The organism is Streptomyces sp. CC224B (assembly GCF_030010595.1).
GTDB classification, from domain to species: domain Bacteria; phylum Actinomycetota; class Actinomycetes; order Streptomycetales; family Streptomycetaceae; genus Streptomyces; species Streptomyces longispororuber.
On the sequence record NZ_JASCXL010000020.1, the window covers coordinates 1 to 17,633 of the forward strand.

The following is a 17,633-nucleotide window of genomic DNA, read 5'->3' on the forward strand; positions in this document are numbered from 1 at the left end:
CGCGGTCGGCGGGGACCCGGCGCGGGGTCCGGGCCCGGCTCCGGCGCGGGCGGTGCGCGGGGCGGAGGCCGGGCCGGTCCGTCAGCCGGGGCGCCGCGCCGGTCCGTCGCACGGGGTGGGGGCGCGTGCGCCCGCTTGACGCGCCGCGTGCGCCATACGCCCAGGTGAATCGTCGGATGATCGATCGCGTGTCCGAATCGCCCGAATTGTTACTCACCAAATCGTGATCATTTCCTAAAGGCCGAGACAGGAGGTGCCGAAGAGGTCTGTGACCTTGAAACGCACGGTTCGCCCCGGCTTCATCCCCGAGCCGGCCCCGTCCCGCCACCCCCAGGAGGCCTGGTGTCCGTTCTCCTCGAGCAGCCCGCAAGCCTGGTCGCCTACCGCCCGAACAAGCCGACCGCCATGGTCGTCGTGGCCGACCCCCGTGTCCGCTCCACCGTGACCCGCCACCTGTGGGCCCTCGGGGTACGGGACGTCATCGAGGCCTCGTCCATCGCGGAGGCTCGTCCCCGCATCGGCAACCCCCGCGACATCTGCGTCGCGGACGTCCACCTTCCCGACGGCTCCGGCCTCACCCTCCTGTCCGAGACCCGCGCCGCGGGCTGGCCCAACGGACTCGCCCTCTCCGCCGCCGACGACATCGGCGCCGTGCGCAACGCCCTCGCGGGCGGCGTGAAGGGGTACGTGGTCACCGGCACCCGCACCAACCTCGGCCTGCCCACCCGGCCCGGCGCCGCGCCCATCGGCTCGGCCGCCGCCCGTATGCACCGCCGCCCCCCGGGCGCCCCGAGCCACCCGGGCGGCTACCGCGAGCTGTCGGGCCGCGAGGTGGAGGTCCTGCGGCTCGTCGCCGAGGGCCAGTCCAACAAGGCGATCGGCGTCTCGATGGGCCTGTCGGCGCTGACCGTCAAGAGCCACCTCGCCCGCATCGCCCGCAAGCTCGGGACCGGCGACCGGGCCGGGATGGTAGCGGTGGCCCTGCGCACGGGAATCATCCACTGACTGATTTACACCCCCTGGCCGCCCGTCGACGTAACGTTCCGTCGACGGGCGCCGTCCGTTCACAGATACCCTTGACAGGTGACCGACGCCCAAGAGACCGCAGCAGACAGTTCACTGCGAACCACCGGAGGCGCTCCTCCGGACGAAGGCGTCGCAGGCGTCTCCGTCGACGGGACACCCACCCCCCTGCTCGAACCGCGTGACGGCGTCCCGCCCGTCGTGGCCGACCCCGCGTCGCTCGCGCAGGTCGTCGCGGCATTTGCCGCCGGTACGGGACCCGTGGCCGTGGACGCCGAGCGCGCCTCCGGCTACCGCTACGGCCAGCGCGCCTACCTCGTCCAGCTGCGCCGCGAAGGCGCGGGGACCGCGCTCGTCGACCCCGTCGCCTGCCCCGACCTGACAAGCCTCGGCGAGGCTCTCGCCGGCACCGAGTGGGTGCTGCACGCCGCCACGCAGGACCTGCCGTGCCTGCGGGAGATAGGCATGATTCCGTCGACCGTCTTCGACACGGAGCTCGCCGGACGCCTCGCCGGGTTCCCGCGCGTCGGGCTCGGCGCGATGGTCGAGAGCGTCCTCGGCTTCGTCCTGGAGAAGGGGCACTCCGCCGTCGACTGGTCGACCCGGCCGCTGCCCGAGCCGTGGCTGCGCTACGCCGCCCTGGACGTGGAGCTCCTCGTCGACCTGCGGGACGCGCTGGAGAAGGAGCTCGACCGGCAGGGCAAGCTCGACTGGGCCCGCCAGGAGTTCGACGCCATCGCGAGCGCCCCGCCCGCGCCGCCCCGCAAGGACCCCTGGCGGCGCACCTCCGGCATGCACAAGGTGCGCCGGCGCCGCCAGATGGCGGTCGTACGCGAGCTGTGGACCGCCCGGGACCGGATCGCGCAGCGCCGTGACGTCTCGCCCGGCAAGGTGCTCAGCGACGCCGCGATCGTCGAGGCCGCGCTCGCGCTGCCCGCCAACGTCCACGCCCTGAGCGCGCTGCCCGGGTTCGGGCACCGCATGGGGCGCCGCCAGCTCGACCAGTGGCAGGCCGCCGTGGAGCGGGCGAAGGCGCTGCCCGAGGCGGAGCTGCCGCAGCCCGGCCAGGCGCTGACCGGGCCGCCGCCGCCCCGGTCCTGGGCGGACCGGGACCCGGCCGCGGCGGCGCGGCTCTCGGCGGCGCGGGCCGCCGTCTCGGAGCTGGCCGAGCGGTTGAACATGCCGCAGGAGAATCTGATCACTCCGGACACGGTGCGGCGGGTGTGCTGGGAGCCTCCGGCTCAGGTGAGCGTGGAGTCCGTCGCGGACGCGCTGGCCGCGCACGGCGCCCGCCCCTGGCAGATCGCCCAGGTGGCCCCCGCCCTCACCACCGCCCTGACCTGACCTGCCCCGGGGCCTCTCCCACACCTGGCGGGGCTGGGGCGCACCCGCGGCGGGTCTTCCCGCCCCTCACCCGAATCGCCCCGGCTCCGCAGGCCCGGCCCCGACGCGGAGCGCCGCACGTGGCGCCCCACAGTGCCCGCCGCTACCGCGGCGGGACTTTCCCACCCACCCGAATCTCCCAGCCTCGCAAGCGCGGCCCGGAGCGAAGCACCGTGCACGGGGGCGTGCGCCCCGCCCACCGCCCAAGCCCTCTGCCCCCGTGCCCGAGCCCAACGGCCACCACGCGCCCCCACCGGGCGGGGGCCGGAGGCCGGCCCTCCCCTGCTTGCGCGACGTGGCCGCGCCCCGCGAGGCGCAGCAGACAGGGCTTGCTGTGGGCAGTCGTCCCGCAGGGCGGGACGGGTGGGCACAGCCGCAGGTGCCGCCCCGCCGTTGCACGCGGCCCTGCGCGCGGCGCGGCAAGCCCACCCCGCGCGGTGTGGCCGGGCCCTCGAGCCATCGCGGTACGGGGCCGGGCCGGGGACAGGGGCCCGGGAGGACAGGGAGGCGGGCGACCGGGGTGAGGGATATGTGACGCGGACCTCTTCGGGGCTGCCCTTGGCCTACTAGTTACCGGTAAGTAGCATGGGCCGAGGAAGCGCGCCGCAGGCGCACCGCACCCTGGAGGAGAGCCATCGTGCCTCGTACCGTCAGGGACGTCGTCTTCGTCGACGGCGTCCGCACCCCGTTCGGCAAGGCGGGCCCGAAGGGCATCTACCACGAGACCCGCGCCGACGACCTGATCGTGAAGTCGATCCGGGAGCTGCTGCGCCGCAACCCGGGCCTGGACCCCGCCAAGATCGACGAGGTCGCCGTCGCCGCCACCACGCAGATCGGCGACCAGGGGCTCACCCTCGGCCGTACGGCCGGGATCCTCGCGGGCCTCCCCCAGTCCGTGCCGGGCTACTCCATCGACCGGATGTGCGCGGGCGCGCTCACCGCCGTGACGACGACCGCCGGGTCGATCGCGTTCGGCGCGTACGACGCCGTGATCGCCGGTGGCGTCGAGCACATGGGCCGCCACCCGATGGGCGAGGGCGTCGACCCGAACCCCCGGTTCGTGAGCGAGAAGCTGGTCGACGAGTCCGCCCTGTTCATGGGCATGACCGCGGAGAACCTGCACGACCGCTACCCCTCCATCACCAAGCTGCGCGCCGACGAGTACGCCGTGCGCTCGCAGGAGAAGGCCGCCAAGGCGTACGCCGACGGCAAGATCCAGCAGGACCTGGTGCCGATCTCCGTGCGGCGCACCAGCCCCGAGGGCGGGGAGACCGGCTGGGGGCTCGCCACGCAGGACGAGCCGATGCGTCCGGGCACCACGCTGGAGAACCTCGCGAGCCTGAAGACGCCGTTCCGTACGCACGGCCGCGTCACCGCGGGCAACGCCGCCGGTCTCAACGACGGCGCCACCGCCTCGATCATCGCCTCCGAGGACTTCGCCCGCGAGAACGGCCTGCCGGTGAAGATGCGGCTCGTGTCGTACGCCTTCGCGGGCGTCGAGCCGGAGGTCATGGGCTACGGCCCGATCCCCGCCACCGAGAAGGCGCTCGCCAAGGCCGGGCTCTCCATCGGCGACATCGGCCTCTTCGAGATCAACGAGGCCTTCGCCGTCCAGGTGCTCGCCTTCCTTGAGCACTACGGCATCGCCGACGACGACGCGCGCGTCAACCAGTACGGCGGCGCCATCGCCTTCGGCCACCCCCTCGCCTCCTCCGGTGTCCGCCTGATGACGCAGCTCGCGCGGCAGTTCGAGGACCAGCCCGAGGTGCGTTACGGCGTCACCACCATGTGCGTCGGCTTCGGCATGGGCGCCACGGTCATCTGGGAGAACCCGCACCACAAGGACGCCGGAGGCGACAAGTGAGCACCACCACCGAACTGCTGAAGGGTGCGGCCGAGCTCTTCCCGGACGAGGTCGTCACGCAGGCGCACGTACGCCACCTCGACCTGCCCGCCGGGGCGGGGCGCTTCGCGCTCGTCACGCTCGACAACGGCTTCGACCACACCAAGCCGACCACCTTCGGCCCGCAGTCGCTCGCGAACCTGAACGCCGCGATCGACCAGGTCGAGAAGGAGGCCGCGGAGGGGTCGATCGTCGGCGTCGGCATCACCGGCAAGCCGTTCATCTTCGCCGTCGGCGCCGACCTCAAGGGCGTCGAGCTGCTCAAGCGGCACGAGGACGCGCTGGCCATCGGCAAGGGCGGGCACGACGTCTTCAAGCGGCTCTCGGGCCTGGCCGTGCCGACGTTCGCGTACTACAACGGCGCCGCCATGGGCGGTGGCGTCGAGGTCGGCCTGCACTGCACGTACCGGACCGTCTCCAAGGCGCTGCCCGCGTTCTCGCTGCCCGAGGTCTTCCTCGGCCTGGTGCCGGGCTGGGGCGGCTGCGCCCTGCTGCCGAACCTGATCGGCGCCGACCGCGCGGTTTCGGTCATCATCGAGAACTCGCTGAACCAGAACAAGCAGCTCAAGGGCCAGCAGGTCTACGAGCTCGGCATCGCCGACGCGCTCTTCGAGGGCGCGGACTTCCTGGAGCAGTCCCTGGTGTGGACCGCCTCCGTCCTCAACGGCGAGACCGAGGTCGTGCGCGCCGACGTCGACCGCGGCGAGGCCTGGGACGCGGCGGTCGCGCGCGGCCGCGCCGTCGCGGACTCCAAGGTGCACGGCGCCGCCCCGGCCGCCTACCGCGCGCTGGACATCATCGCGGCCGCGAAGGACGGCGACGCCCAGAAGGGCTTCGACGCCGAGGACACGGCCCTGGCCGACCTCATCATGGGCGGCGAACTGCGCTCCGGCATCTACGCGTTCAACCTCGTGCAGAAGCGCGCCAAGCGCCCGGCCGGCGCCCCGGACAAGAACCTGGCCCGCCCGGTCACGAAGGTCGGCGTCGTCGGCGCCGGCCTGATGGCCTCCCAGCTCGCCCTGCTCTTCCTGCGCCGCCTGGAGGTGCCGGTCGTCCTGACCGACATCGACCAGGAGCGCGTCGACAAGGGCGTCGGCTACGTCCACGCCGAGATCGACAAGCTGCTCGGCAAGGGCCGGATCAACCAGGACAAGGCCAACCGCCTCAAGGCCCTGGTCACCGGCGTCCTGGACAAGGCCGAGGGCTTCTGTGACGCGGACTTCGTCATCGAGGCCGTGTTCGAGGAGATCGGCGTCAAGCAGCAGGTGTTCGCGGAGGTCGAGGCGGTCGCCCCGGCGCACGCGATCCTCGCCACCAACACCTCCTCGCTGTCGGTCTCCGAGATGGCGTCGAAGCTGAAGCACCCCGAGCGGGTCGTCGGCTTCCACTTCTTCAACCCGGTCGCGATCCTCCCGCTCCTGGAGATCGTCCGCGGCGAGCAGACCGACGACGCCTCGCTGGCCACGGCGTTCGCCGTCGCCAAGAAGCTGAAGAAGACCGCGGTCCTGACGAAGGACGCCCCGGCGTTCGTCGTGAACCGCATCCTCACCCGCTTCATGGGCGAGATCCAGAACGTCATCGACGAGGGCACGCCGGTCGACGTGGCCGAGAAGGCCGTCGAGCCGCTCGGCCTGCCGATGTCGCCGCTGGTCCTGCTCGAACTCGTCGGCCCGGCCATCGGCCTGCACGTCTCGGAGACCCTCCACCGGGCCTTCCCGGACCGCTTCACGGTCTCCCCGAACCTGAAGGCCGTCGTCGAGGCGGGCAAGCGCGGCTTCTACGTCTACGACAGCGGCAAGCCGGAGCTGGACCCGGAGGTCGCGGCGCTGCTCAAGCAGGGCGACTCCGTCCTCACCGAGGAGCAGGTCCGCGCCCGCGTCCTGGACGCCGTCGCCCAGGAGATCGGCCTCATGCTGGACGAGGGCGTCGTCGCCGAGGCGCAGGACATCGACCTGTGCCTGATCACCGGCGCCGGCTGGCCCTTCCACCTGGGCGGCATCACGCCGTACCTGGACCGCGAGGGCGTCAGCGAGCGCGTCAACGGCAAGCGGTTCCTGGAGCAGGGCGTAGCCAGCGTCCCCGCGTGACCGCAATCCGGTGAACTGGTGAACTGGTGAACTGGTGAACTGAGGGGCCCGGCCCGCCTGTTGGCGGCCCGGGCCCCTTGCCGTACGCGCGACACGTACCGTATGCGGCTTCCGTACGTACCTGCCGTACGCGGCATACGCCGGTCAGCCGCTCGTGGCGGCCTGCTGCCACGCCTGCAGTGCCAGGCCCGGCTCGTCCTTGCGGTGGGTCAGGCGCAGGTCGTCGGTGCCGGGCACGAACGACGCGGCGACCACGCGGCCCGCGGCGTCCTCGCCGAGCGCGATCCGCGCGTCCACCGGCAGCGCGGGGCCCGACTCCGTCCACCAGGCGCCCGCCGACTCCAGTTCGGTCGGGTAGGCGGCGAAGGCGATGCGGCCGCTCTCGGCGCGCTGCGCGAGCAACGTGCAGTCATGACCGTCGAGTTCGCAGCGCACGGCGGCGACGGGCCCCGGCCCGGCGGCGGGCAGCACCCGTACCGGCTCCTCCTCGCCCCGCCAGGCGCGTACGTCCCCCTCCTCGTCCGTGAAGAACAGCGTGGTGTGCTCGGCGGAGGTGGCGAGGGCGCGCAGGGTGCCGGGGCGGGCGCGGGCCGGGAGCGGTTCGTCGAGGACGGGGACCGTGCCCGGGCCCTCCTGGCGCCAGCGCAGGAGCGCGTCCGGCGTGGCCGCGTACGCCACGACGCGCCCCGACGCGGCGGTGGTGACGGCGAGCGGGCCCTTGACGTCCTTGCCCTTGAGGTCCCGCCAGGGGCCCCAGCCGCCCTTCTCCTTCTGCCCGCGCATGCTGACGCCGCCGCCCCTGTTGGGTACGAAGACGTGGGCGCGGCCCTCGGCGTCGACGGTGACGGCGGGCACGCCCGTGCGGTCGCCCTTCTTGTTCGGGTGGCCGAGCGGGCTCCAGTCGAGGGCGGCGAGGTGCGGCTGGAAGTGCGTGGCGTGGACCAGGCCCGACTCGCCCGGGACGGTGGGGCGCCACGAGACGAGGTGGACGTAGGTGTCGGCGCCCTGGCCGACGGCGAGCAGCGGGTGCACGCGCTGGTCCCCGCCGACGACGCGGGGGGCGGTCCAGGGGCCGCCGGGGAAGCGTTCGGTGCGGCACTCCACGGTGTCGCCCCGCGGGCCGAAGGCGTAGGCGCAGAGCCTGCCGTCGCGTCCGCGTATGAGCCAGTCGCCGTTCACGGCCGAGGAGGTGGGGGCTGGAGGCATGCGGCGTTTCCGGGGCGTGGGGTGGGTTGCGGTGCCCCCCACTTTAGTCGGCGGCGGGCGGGGCGCCCCACCCGGGCGTGCGACCCTTGCCGCATGGAGAGAGTGACCCTCGTGGTGGATGCCGCGAATGTGGTGGGTTCCGTGCCGGACGGGTGGTGGCGGGACCGGAAGGGGGCGGCGGAGCGGCTGCGGGACCGGCTGGTGCCGGTCGCCTCCGGCGGGCTTCCCGGGGTGCCGGGGCCCTTGGACGTGGTGCTGGTGGTGGAGGGGCAGGCGCGGGGGGTGGCCCCGGTGCCCGGGGTGCGGGTCGAGGCGGCGCGCGGGAGCGGCGACGACCGCATCGTGGAGCTCGTCGCGGAGACGCCCGCCCCCGGCGTGGTCGTCACCGCCGACCGCGGCCTGCGCGCCCGCGTCACCCCCCTCGGAGCCACCTGCCTGGGCCCCCGCACGGTACGCCCGACCCCGTAACCGCCCCCGCCCCCACGGCTCCCCGACACCTGGCCCTCATCGCAGGCGGGGCCCACCCGTCCCGGACCCGCCCGGCAACAACTGCAAAGCAGCGAAGCTGCTACGGCCCCAGTCTGGAAAGTTGTTCAGTACCAATCGCTGTGCCCTCCCGTCCCCAAGCTGGGACACCGCCGAAGGTGTCCCAGTGGTACCGACGAAACGGGCTCACCGTGAACAAGATGAGCCCGTTTTGCTGTGTCTAGGCAGCCCGAGGTACGTCGTCAGATCTGACGATAGTCGCGTCGGCAGCGCGAGGACCATCGTCGGCCGGGGTGCCTACGACGGTCGTGGTGATTAACCGTGTAGTTAAGCTGTTGGCTACTGTGGAGATAGCTCTCAGGCTGTGGTGAGGTAGCTCTCAGGGTCCAGGTGTCAAGGGCTTTGGTCGCACGGCGGCGGGTGGGGCTGCGTTTGGGGCGGGCGCCGTGCAGGGCGACGGCGGCGGTCCAGCTGGTGAGGTTTCCCCGGTTGGCGTTGGTGAGTTAGAAGGCGACGAGGATCGTCTGGGTGGCGATGCCACGGATGCGGCGGGTTCCTCCAGGCTTGGTGCGCTCGCGGAGGGACCCTTGGCGAAGTCGTTCATGCCCTCGAGGGCGTTCCGGAGGTTGAAGTAGACACGCTGCCATTCCTCGGTGCAGTACTGGAGGGGCTGCCACAGGTTGGCGCCAACCTCGGGATGAGCGTGACGGTGCGTAGGACGCAGCGCTTGGAAGGGCTTGCGGGCCTGGGCTCCGGCATGCCGAAGTGAGCGGCCACCGGTGCGTCGGCGGTTCCAAGGGAAGAGGCTACCGGTGTGGTTCAGTGGCGGCGCTGTACGTGCTCGCAGTTCACGGTGACCGGCGCCGGACCGTGCATTGCCCGATCATTGCCGCGTTCACCTCGGGCGTGATGCCGGTGGTGGCGGGCGTCGATGTGCGGCAGCCCGGAGGACGCCCCTACTGGAGGTCGTCTGGCCGGCTCGAGACGCTGTCGCTTGGGGAGGCGGTACTCGGGTGGAGGCAACTGTTGCAGGAGTACGCGCAGCGGGCGGCCAGCACGGAGGTCGAGCGGGAGGCGCCGCAGCAAGGTGCAGCAGGAGCGGGGGGCGGATCGCCTGCGAGCTGCACGACATAGTGGCGCACTCCATCTGGGGACTGGTTGTGCAGGCCGAGCCGCACTTGACGCATTGGAGAGCCGATCGGAGATGTGCACGATCGGCGATGCGGCGGATGCAGTCCTCGGCCAAAGAGGGGGTGTGGAGCCTGCGCGCAATTGTCGCGATGTTGCGGTAAGGGACCCGTTGACGAAAAGGGGCGGGTCGCCGATTACCGCTCGGTGACCATGGCGGCGCCGAACTCCGGTCGGGCTCGCTCCTATCCATAGAGTCCCGGCCAGGGCATTGGCAGAACTTGTGTGACGTCACTCGCGGGCCTGACGCCATCGAAAAGCTCGAGATAGTTGTGACGTGTGGCCTGATTCGGGAAAACAACGGCCGCTCGTACGGATTCTAAGTGTGCTGTGGCGCTGGGCGATCGAAGGCCACGGCCAGAGGCCCGATAAACCTTCCCCACGACATTGTTCCTTGAGTCAGAGGCGAGCCTAAGAGGTTCTGCCACTGGTGGAGTAGGCGTCGTGTATCTAATGGGAAGCGCAAGGGTTACGGTCCTTCGACCGCAGTCCACGCAAGGTCGAAGAGAATTGCTCCCTTTTTCGATCAGTTGGTAGGTGATAATGACCGAACAGGTTGCTGCAACCTCTTTGGAAACCGATCCGCTCTGTTCGAGGTCGGCGAGGCGGCCGGAGAGCGCGGTTGGAGATCCCGGGCATGGCCTTCTCGTTTTCTTTGGACCGTCGTGGAGTCTTGAACCTTTGCAGAGCCAGCAGGATGTGCATCGTCCACTCACCCACCGGAAGGACCTGAAGGAGGCCGCTTGAAGTCCGGGCCAGAGGAATGTTGTGGTCGACTATAGCCTTTACTCTCCTTCCGTGGCAGGGGGACGAGCCTAGAAGGGAGGTTCCTCTTCGGTCTGCTCGGCCTCGGACAGAGCAGCGGATCGAGGTGTACCGTCGGTGGCCTCCTCTTTCGACGCATGCTTTTTGAGCATGACGTATTTGGCCGTCCTTCCGGGGTTCTTGTCGTCATCGCGGGTTTCAGTGGTCCATTGCCCCGGATATAGTTCGTCAAGCGCCTGCTTGACCAGGCGGTAGCCCCAGTCCCTGGCGGAACCATCGCGCAGGGCATAGGCCGGAGCCTTCTGGGCCAGCAGGTGAGTGATGCGGCCCCATTTGATGCCTCGTGGGGTGTCGATCATCTTGGGGAGTTCCGTCTTGTCTCGCAGATGCACGATCGCGATCGCGCTGTCGTCCCCGGCGATCTCGTCACTGTTCGCGCCTCCGGTGGCGTTGGGACGGTTGGCAGTGAGGCTGGCGGAAGCCGCTCGTGCTTCGGAGCGGCGCTCTTCGACGGCAGCGCGAGCACCCGAGGCGAAGCTCCGGGGGGCCGGGATGTCGTAGTCCGGATCGGCCATCTTGTAGGAGTCCTCAAAGCTGAGGATGCGTACGGAGACGGGGTATGGGGTGGACTGGCGATCTCTGCCGGGGGCGCTGGACCAGTAGATCCCATTGCCGACGAGGGGCTCGTTGAGCAGGGTGGCCAGCAGGTCCTCGGAAAAGTGGGCGTTGGCCTTCTTCAGGGCAATCAGGTCGCCCTGCGAGAGCAGGTGGAAGACGAAGAAGTTGTCGCCCTGGCTGAGCAGTTCCTGCGGCAGGCTGCCCGGTTGCTGGGTAATCAACAGTGCTCCGAGGTCGTACTTGCGGCCTTCCTTCACCCACGAGACGAAGGGGCCGTCTTCGCTCTGGCTAGAGCCGCCGAGGACGGACTGAGCCTCTTCGATCACGGCGATGGTGGGGATGGACTTCGGGTCGGCTTCGGTGAACTGGTTCTGGTTGTGCTCGAAGATGTCGCCGAGGATCACGCCGGCAAGCTGAAGCCCTTGGGAGCCTCGCATCTGAGAGATGTCCACTACGCAGAGCTTGCCCTGGGCCAGGCAGTCCTTCAGGGCACTCAGGAGCTGACTGTCCGGGTCGTGCAGGGCGTTGACCACTCGGGTCATGTTGCCGATCGCCGCGTTGGTTTCGGCTTCCTGACTGCTGTCGAGGTGCAGGATCTCCTGCACCTGGCTACGGTCGGCACCGTACTTCTCACGGTGGATGAGGTCTACGAGCTGTCCCCACCTTGGACCGTCGAGGGACTTCAGTTTAACGACATTCTGCTGGTCCTGCTTCTCCGGCGGTAGCGCGATACCGAGCACACGCGAGGCCTGCAGCTCTTTGATGTTCAACTTGACGCCGTTGACAACGAAGGACTGGTAGAAGTTGCTGGGCGCCTTGCGGTTGGTGAAGACGACCAGCTTGTCGCGCAGGTGCGGCACGTCGCACAAGGCGGGGCGGCCTTTGAAGTCGGGCCAGAAGTACTCGCCGTCCGGGTCGAAGATAATCGTGCCGACGGGAGCCTTGCCGCTGCGTCGGTCGACGGTGGGCTGCTCTTCGTATAGGGAAGAGAAGAGCAGCTTCACGAGGTTTGACTTACCGAAGCCGGCGCGGGCGAAGACGAAGCTGCGCCGGGCCACGAGCTTATTAATTTGAAACTTCGGCATAATCGTCGGGTGTTGGATCTGCATCCATGAGGTGTCGCCTACGCGGTTGTCATTGCCGGCGTAGACGAACTCTCCGAAGGCCAGGTACCCAATTGGGACCGCACCGTCCTCGGAATCGTTGGCGTTCACGACCTCAGAGAGGAGGTCGTCGCCCAGCAACGCGACCTGGGCGCCGACGTGGGGAAGGCGCCGGTGGCTAGGGACGAAGATGTGCTTGTCCCCTTCCAGACGGAGTACGCCGAGGATGCGGATGTCGACCTTGTACTTGAGGTATCGCTCGCGCAGTTCATCCGGGATGGGCCGGTTGTCGCGCACCGCACGGGTGGCATAGTCCTCGCCGATGGGTGAAACGAGTCGCCCTTGGGAGGAGATGGTGGTGATCCGCCCGAGGATGGCTTCCCGCTCATGCTCGAGCTGTACGAGGACGAACTGGCCGTGCATGGCCATGGTTTGGAAGTTGTCGTGGTGCGGGAGTACCAGGTCGGCGTGGAACTCCATGCCGCTTTCGGAGAAGCCGCGGAAGGTACCGACGACTTTGTCGCGCTCGAACAGGCTCATCGGGGTTCGTGCTCCACAGGATGCAGGGGTGGGATGCGGCGGAGAAGTGCTACTCGTAGCGGCGGGCGGCGACGTCGGACGCTAGCCGGAGGGCGTCAATCACCTGGGCCTTGTCCTCGCCGACCTGGTCGCGGACGGCGTCGACGAGTTGGTCTTCGATGATGTCGAGGTCCAGATCGGCGACGCGGGAGAAGCTGTCGGCCTGCTGGATGCAGTTCGGGTAGAGAGGGACGGGGAAGCCGGCAACGGCGTCGGCCTGGAGGTAACCGAAAACGGCCTGAGCTTCCTTGTCCTGGCGGGACATCAAGTCCACGGTCCAGATGGGGTCGCCGGAGTGCGGGCCGAAGCGAACAAAATACATCGACCCGAAGTTGAACTTCGGCTTCTCACCGGGTTCCTCATCGTCCACGTTGCGGGTGTACTCGTCCCATAGATACGCCTCGTCGAGCATCTCGGCGGGGACCTTGGCGAAGCATGCAGCACCGTTGTCGAAGACGCCGGACAGCGAGATCGCCAGCCGGTAGTACTCGAGCACTTGAGTCTTCTTCGCCAGCCCCACCAGCCAGACCTTGCGCCGGTCTTGTCGCCAGATGCGCTCTATGGCCTCGTACATCTGCTCGCCCATCTTCACGAACAGCTCGCCGGAGAAGATCTTGCTGCGCAAGAGTCCGTCCCGGACGATCAGGGTGTCGACCGCGTAGTCGCGGTGGCAAACCAGGTCATAGAGGGTGGCCCACTCGCACAGGTCACGAAAGACCAGCACCCAGCTCGGAGACCTGCCTGACATCATTGGAGACAACTTCTGGAGCGTCTCGACGCCCAGTCCTCGCATCATCTTGCCCAGGGCGGTACGCGGGTTGCCGTGCTCGTCGAACTGCCGTCGCCCCAACTCGTCGATGTCGGAGATCGGCGAGACCACCTCCAGGCACAGCTCCTTACCGTTGGAGTCCACGACTCGGACGACCTGGAGATAGAAGGGGTTGAAGGCGACCTTGTTGTTGCCACCGTCGGAGGCCATCAGCGCCACCGATGTCGCGGCTCGGGGCTTGATCACCTTCACGCCTGCGCGGATGGTGAAAGCCTGTTCGACTAGCTTCTCCAACTCGGTGCGGCCGGCCTCGACCTGCTCACCGATCAGCCGGTTGAGCTGCTTGATCTGGTCCGCGTCGAACATGCCTCTCCCCACCACGTTCGTGCTGTCGCCTACGAGTGGTTCACTCGTCTGGGGCACAGCATGGCACGGGCCACTGACAACCGGTTATGCAGTTGTGGGAAGTAACCGGATTACCAGTTCAGTGCGGTAGCCCGACGAGTTCGGCGACGACATCGATCTCGTCGATGGCGGAGCCAGCCTTGCCGAACTGCTCGGCTTGCCGGGTGCGCTTGGGCGGAACCCCGGCCGGACGGACTTCCTTGACTACCCAGCCAGCCTTCGCCTCCTTCAAGGACACCAGCAACATCTCTTCCGGATTGGTACGTGCCGAGGGCAGAGCGCCGAAGCGGATAGCGAGTCGTGCCCCCTGGTAGCAGCGGCGGGCCGTGGCAGCCCACACCTCGGCCAGGGCTTGCGTAAACGCTTCTTGGTTCGGCTGGCGAGCAATCTGCCCGTGAGTGCCGTACGGGACCTCGGGAGGACCGCCGACGAACCATGACCGCAACCACTGGTCGGCCACGTAGGTACGCATGCCGTAGTACGGAGGAGAAGTGACGACCAGGTCGAAGCGCTGGCGCAGCCCACTGAGGGTCTCGACGGAATCACCCAGGTAAACCCGGCCGCCGTGGGCGAGCGGCGCAGCATTCAGTAACCGACTGGCCCGCCGTTCGATGACCTCAAGCACTGGGACGCGCACCGGCTCCATGGCACGCTTCTTCCAGAACGTCACCGCGTAGGCAGGCTTGGACGCATACGTACGCGGCATCTGGTTCGAAAGGTATGATGGCAGATTCTTATTGCGCGGCCCGTGGAGTATGCCCAGAAGGATGGCCCGCAGCATCGCCGCTGTCGGCGTGGTCGTCTCCAAGAGGTACTCGCGCAACGTCACCAGCTCGCGCAGGGTTTCGCTCTCGTAGCACCACTGCCAGAACTCACCCTCGGGTACGTCGCCTCGCGTACCGCCATCGAAGATCTGCCGCGCAAGACGGACAACGGCGCCAGGAGTGATCTGGACGAGTTTCGCCTGGGCGATGGCGGCAGCCACTGGATTGATATCGATGCCGACGGACGGCAGTCCGGCCAGGCGTGCGGCGTACAAGGTGGTACCCCGTCCACAGAACGGATCCAGTACGCGTGTGGCATCAGGGGTGGCCGCGAGCTGCTGGAGCGGGAAGTCCAGCGGAAACATCGTGTAGTAAGGGCAGACGGCGTTCAACCGCAGGGCATCTTCAGGCCAGTCGGGGGAAGGAGCCACCGCGGTCACCGTCATGAGTATCAATATACAGGTATAGTTACACCATGGCACGCAGGAGGCTCGATCCCGCCGCGCAGCGTCGCGGGCAGCGGCTGGCCTCCCGGCTGACCCAGGCCCGCCGCGCATCCGGGCGTTCGGCCGAGGCTGTTGCCCGTAGCGCAGGTGTCTCGGTAGAGACCGTGCGCAGCATCGAAAAGGGCCGTACGGCGACACCGGAGTTTTTTACCGTGGCCGCGCTAGCCAGCGAACTAGGCCTGTCTCTGGATGAGTTGTACGAGCACACGCGCCACACCGCTGTCAGTGATCTCGTGCGCAACGAACCCACGAACAACGCGTCGGCTTGATCCACCCCCGCGCCGACAAGAACTACAAGGTGGCTCAACGTTCAGCCATGGCGTGAACGTTACGGAAGCACGAAGGACACATTCCGTCGCGCTTCAGGGTTCCAGTGAGGGCCATCTGCGGTGACGAGATGGCGCGTGTCAATTCGGGTCGCTTTGGGCGACAGACCGGCCGGGGCATCCGACCGCCTCGCAGCCTGGCCTTCCGGTCTAGTGCGTTGCACCGGGGACGGTCTACTCTTTCGTGAGCCGTCCGTTGTGGGATGGCTGCTTGGCTGTTGGGGAATTCATTAGTACTCAATGGGCCCTAGCGTCACAGCACATTGCACTTACTAGCTTCGCCGAACTCTGCCTCGGTAGCTATCCCCCCCTGGCCTGACCGTGTGACACCATGGGTGTTCCGGTGTGAGCGTGATGCTGCGGCGCTTACGACCTAAAGCCTGTTGCAGAAGGATGGGTGCAGGCAGGTCAGGACACTTTTTCGACTTGCTCTGATCATGTGGCCAGGGCGAGGTTGTGCATGTGGGCGACGGCGCGGACGGCGTGGTGAAGACCGTTACCGCGTTGTCGGCAATCGCGCAGGATCTTGTAGTTCTTCAGCGCGGCGAAGGTGTGCTCCACCCGGGCCCGCACCCGTCGGTGCTCGGCGTTGTCCGCCTCCTCGCCGGGCAGCAGCGCTCGCCGCTGACGTTTGCGGTGCGGGACCACCAGGCCGGTGTTGACGTACGCACCGTCACCGAGCACTGTGACACCTTCGCAGTGCTCGGCAAGCCCCGAGCTCCGCCACACCTGGGCGTCAGCCTTGTTGCCCGGAGCCGGCCGGGCGGTGGCCACCACCAATCGCGTATCGGCATCGATGATGACCTGCACGTTCGCGGAGAACCGGTAGTTGCGGCTGGAGGCGGCAACACGGCGGTCCCGGACCGGGATCAAGGTGCCGTCCACGATCCAGAGCCGGTCGACAACGTGTGCCGCAGGCTTGGTCTGTTCCAGCGCCAGCAGCGGTCCCAGCTTCTGGATCACCCGGCAGACCATCGCGGGCGAGACACCGAACAACGGTACCAACTGCCGCATCGTCAAGATCGTGCGGCAGTACACCGCTACCAGCAGCACTCGCTCCGCCAGCGGCAGACACCACGGACGCCCCATCCCGGTGCCGTCGCCACCTCGCTCGCGGACCACCTTCAGCAGCCGCTGAAAGGCAATGAACCATAGCCCGGTGAACGTCTCCACCCACAATGCCTCAGCTCGTAACACCCCGCCCATACAAGAAGAATGCCCAGTTCACCACCTTCTGCAACAGGCAGACAGGCGAGGGTGACCATGGCCTGGTAGTGGCGTGCGCGTTTGTCGTAGCGGGTGGCCAGGGCCTTGTTCTGCTTGAGTCGGTTGAAGCAGCATTCAACGACGTTGCGGCGCCGGTAGATGCCGGGGGCGAAGCCGCAGAGGCGCTCGCCTCTGCGGCGGCGTCCGGCACGCTGGTCGATGCGCTCGGGGATCGTGGCCGCGATACCGCGCTGTCGCAGGTAGGCACGGATCTTCCGGGACGAGTAGCCCTTGTCGGCCACCACCCGCACCGGCCGGGTCCGTGGCCGGCCCGGGCCGCACCGGGCCACCCTGACAGCGGCCATGACCGGCTCGAGCTAGGTGCAGTCATTGACGTTCCCGCCGGTGACGGTGAAGGCCAGCGGCCGGCCCTGCCCGTCGCAGGCCAGGTGGATCTTTGTGCTCAGCCCGCCGCGGGACCGGCCGAGTGCCTCACCTGTCCATGGCCCCCTTGTCGGGCACCCGCGGCATGCTGGTGGGCCCGCACGACGGTGGAGTCGACACACACAAGGGACCAGTCGACCTCGCCGACAGCGTCCGAATGCTGCTGGACGTGTGCCAGGAGCCGGTCCCAGGTGCCATCCCGCGACCAGCGCCGGAACCGTTCGTAGACCGTCTTCCACGGCCCGTACCGTTCCGGGAGATCCCGCCAGGCCGCTCCCGTGGACAGTTTCAACAAGGTCCCGTTGACCACCTGCCGCCGGTCCCGGACCGGACGTCCCATCCGCGGCCGGGGCAGCAACGGCTCGATCACCGCCCATGCCTGATCAGTCACCTCATGACGACGCACCACAACCAGACAACGCACTCACCGACTTTGCGGACACGCCCTAGGCCTTATCAGAGAGAACGTCGGCGGAACCCACTCGGACTGAGAGTGCCTGTCCTGAGCGGCAGGAACAACCATAAGAGCACACAGAAAGCGGCGGTATCCCGGTCACGGACAGTGCAAGACAGGCGGGTTTAGGCGGTGTCTCAAGCTCTCGACTCCGCCGAGCAGAAGAGACCCCACTCGCCCTGCGGGAAGATTGCCGACAGCGAAGGACCACACTGTGAGCGGGGACGCCGATCCCGGCGCCCATCGCATGCACAGTCCCACCGCCCGCCCCCGCCCGGGATCGAACTCGCCCGGCGCAAGGTGCAGGGCAGTGAAGTTACTGCACCCACCCGCCCCAAGCTCTTGACGAAGCAGGGCGTTACGAGCGGGCGGGCAGGGCCCCCGGCAGGTAGGCGGGGGCCCCGGGGGCGGGGCCCGC

General features: G+C 68.5%; 11 protein-coding genes and 1 pseudogene. 6 read left to right on the forward strand and 6 right to left on the reverse strand.

Annotated features, from left to right (window positions below):
• Positions 1–342: 342 nt before the first annotated feature.
• The 4 genes from QK440_RS10465 to QK440_RS10480 all read left to right on the forward strand — a co-directional run bounded on the left by QK440_RS10465 (position 343) and on the right by QK440_RS10480 (position 6,396).
• Entirely contained in the window at positions 343–1,005 is a 663-nt protein-coding gene (locus tag QK440_RS10465) for a response regulator transcription factor (RefSeq protein WP_190139663.1), read from the forward strand.
• A 78-nt stretch (positions 1,006–1,083) separates the two neighbouring features.
• A complete protein-coding gene (locus tag QK440_RS10470; protein ID WP_282792751.1) occupies positions 1,084–2,367 on the forward strand; it encodes a ribonuclease D in 1,284 nt (427 codons plus the stop codon).
• A 676-nt stretch (positions 2,368–3,043) separates the two neighbouring features.
• Positions 3,044–4,270: an acetyl-CoA C-acyltransferase gene (locus QK440_RS10475; protein WP_282792752.1), complete on the forward strand. Its 1,227-nt coding sequence runs from the start codon at positions 3,044–3,046 to the stop codon at positions 4,268–4,270.
• Complete coding sequence (locus QK440_RS10480; RefSeq protein WP_282792753.1) at positions 4,267–6,396, forward strand: 3-hydroxyacyl-CoA dehydrogenase NAD-binding domain-containing protein; 2,130 nt, start codon at positions 4,267–4,269, stop codon at positions 6,394–6,396. The genes QK440_RS10475 and QK440_RS10480 overlap by 4 nt, the downstream gene beginning before the upstream one ends.
• Before the next feature lie 144 nt (positions 6,397–6,540).
• Here QK440_RS10480 and QK440_RS10485 read toward each other — a convergent pair whose 3' ends face one another.
• On the reverse strand, positions 6,541–7,575 hold the full coding sequence (locus tag QK440_RS10485; RefSeq protein WP_282792805.1) for a hypothetical protein: 1,035 nt from the start codon (positions 7,573–7,575) through the stop codon (positions 6,541–6,543).
• A gap of 120 nt (positions 7,576–7,695) precedes the next feature.
• On the opposite strand from QK440_RS10485, the gene QK440_RS10490 reads away from it, so the two are divergent.
• Positions 7,696–8,070, forward strand: coding sequence for an NTP pyrophosphohydrolase (locus tag QK440_RS10490; protein WP_282792754.1), 375 nt, complete (start codon positions 7,696–7,698; stop codon positions 8,068–8,070).
• A gap of 2,021 nt (positions 8,071–10,091) precedes the next feature.
• On the opposite strand, the gene QK440_RS10495 is transcribed toward QK440_RS10490, so the two are convergent.
• The 3 genes from QK440_RS10495 to QK440_RS10505 all read right to left on the reverse strand — a co-directional run bounded on the left by QK440_RS10495 (position 10,092) and on the right by QK440_RS10505 (position 14,725).
• Positions 10,092–12,302: a DUF87 domain-containing protein gene (locus QK440_RS10495; RefSeq protein ID WP_282792755.1), complete on the reverse strand. Its 2,211-nt coding sequence runs from the start codon at positions 12,300–12,302 to the stop codon at positions 10,092–10,094.
• 49 nt (positions 12,303–12,351) lie between these two features.
• Entirely contained in the window at positions 12,352–13,476 is a 1,125-nt protein-coding gene (locus QK440_RS10500) for a hypothetical protein (RefSeq protein WP_282792756.1), read from the reverse strand.
• Between the two features lie 118 nt (positions 13,477–13,594).
• Positions 13,595–14,725: a DNA methyltransferase gene (locus QK440_RS10505; RefSeq protein WP_282792757.1), complete on the reverse strand. Its 1,131-nt coding sequence runs from the start codon at positions 14,723–14,725 to the stop codon at positions 13,595–13,597.
• 29 nt (positions 14,726–14,754) lie between these two features.
• Between QK440_RS10505 and QK440_RS10510 the strand changes: the two genes are divergently transcribed.
• Complete coding sequence (locus QK440_RS10510) at positions 14,755–15,054, forward strand: helix-turn-helix transcriptional regulator (protein WP_282792758.1); 300 nt, start codon at positions 14,755–14,757, stop codon at positions 15,052–15,054.
• Positions 15,055–15,546: 492 nt separating this feature from the next.
• Here QK440_RS10510 and QK440_RS10515 read toward each other — a convergent pair whose 3' ends face one another.
• Both QK440_RS10515 and QK440_RS10520 read right to left on the reverse strand, forming a co-directional pair.
• Positions 15,547–16,317, reverse strand: a complete 771-nt coding sequence (locus tag QK440_RS10515; RefSeq protein ID WP_282792759.1) for a transposase family protein — start codon at positions 16,315–16,317, stop codon at positions 15,547–15,549.
• Between the two features lie 41 nt (positions 16,318–16,358).
• Positions 16,359–17,167, reverse strand: a pseudogene (locus QK440_RS10520) (IS5 family transposase); the annotation flags it as partial.
• Positions 17,168–17,633: the final 466 nt, after the last annotated feature.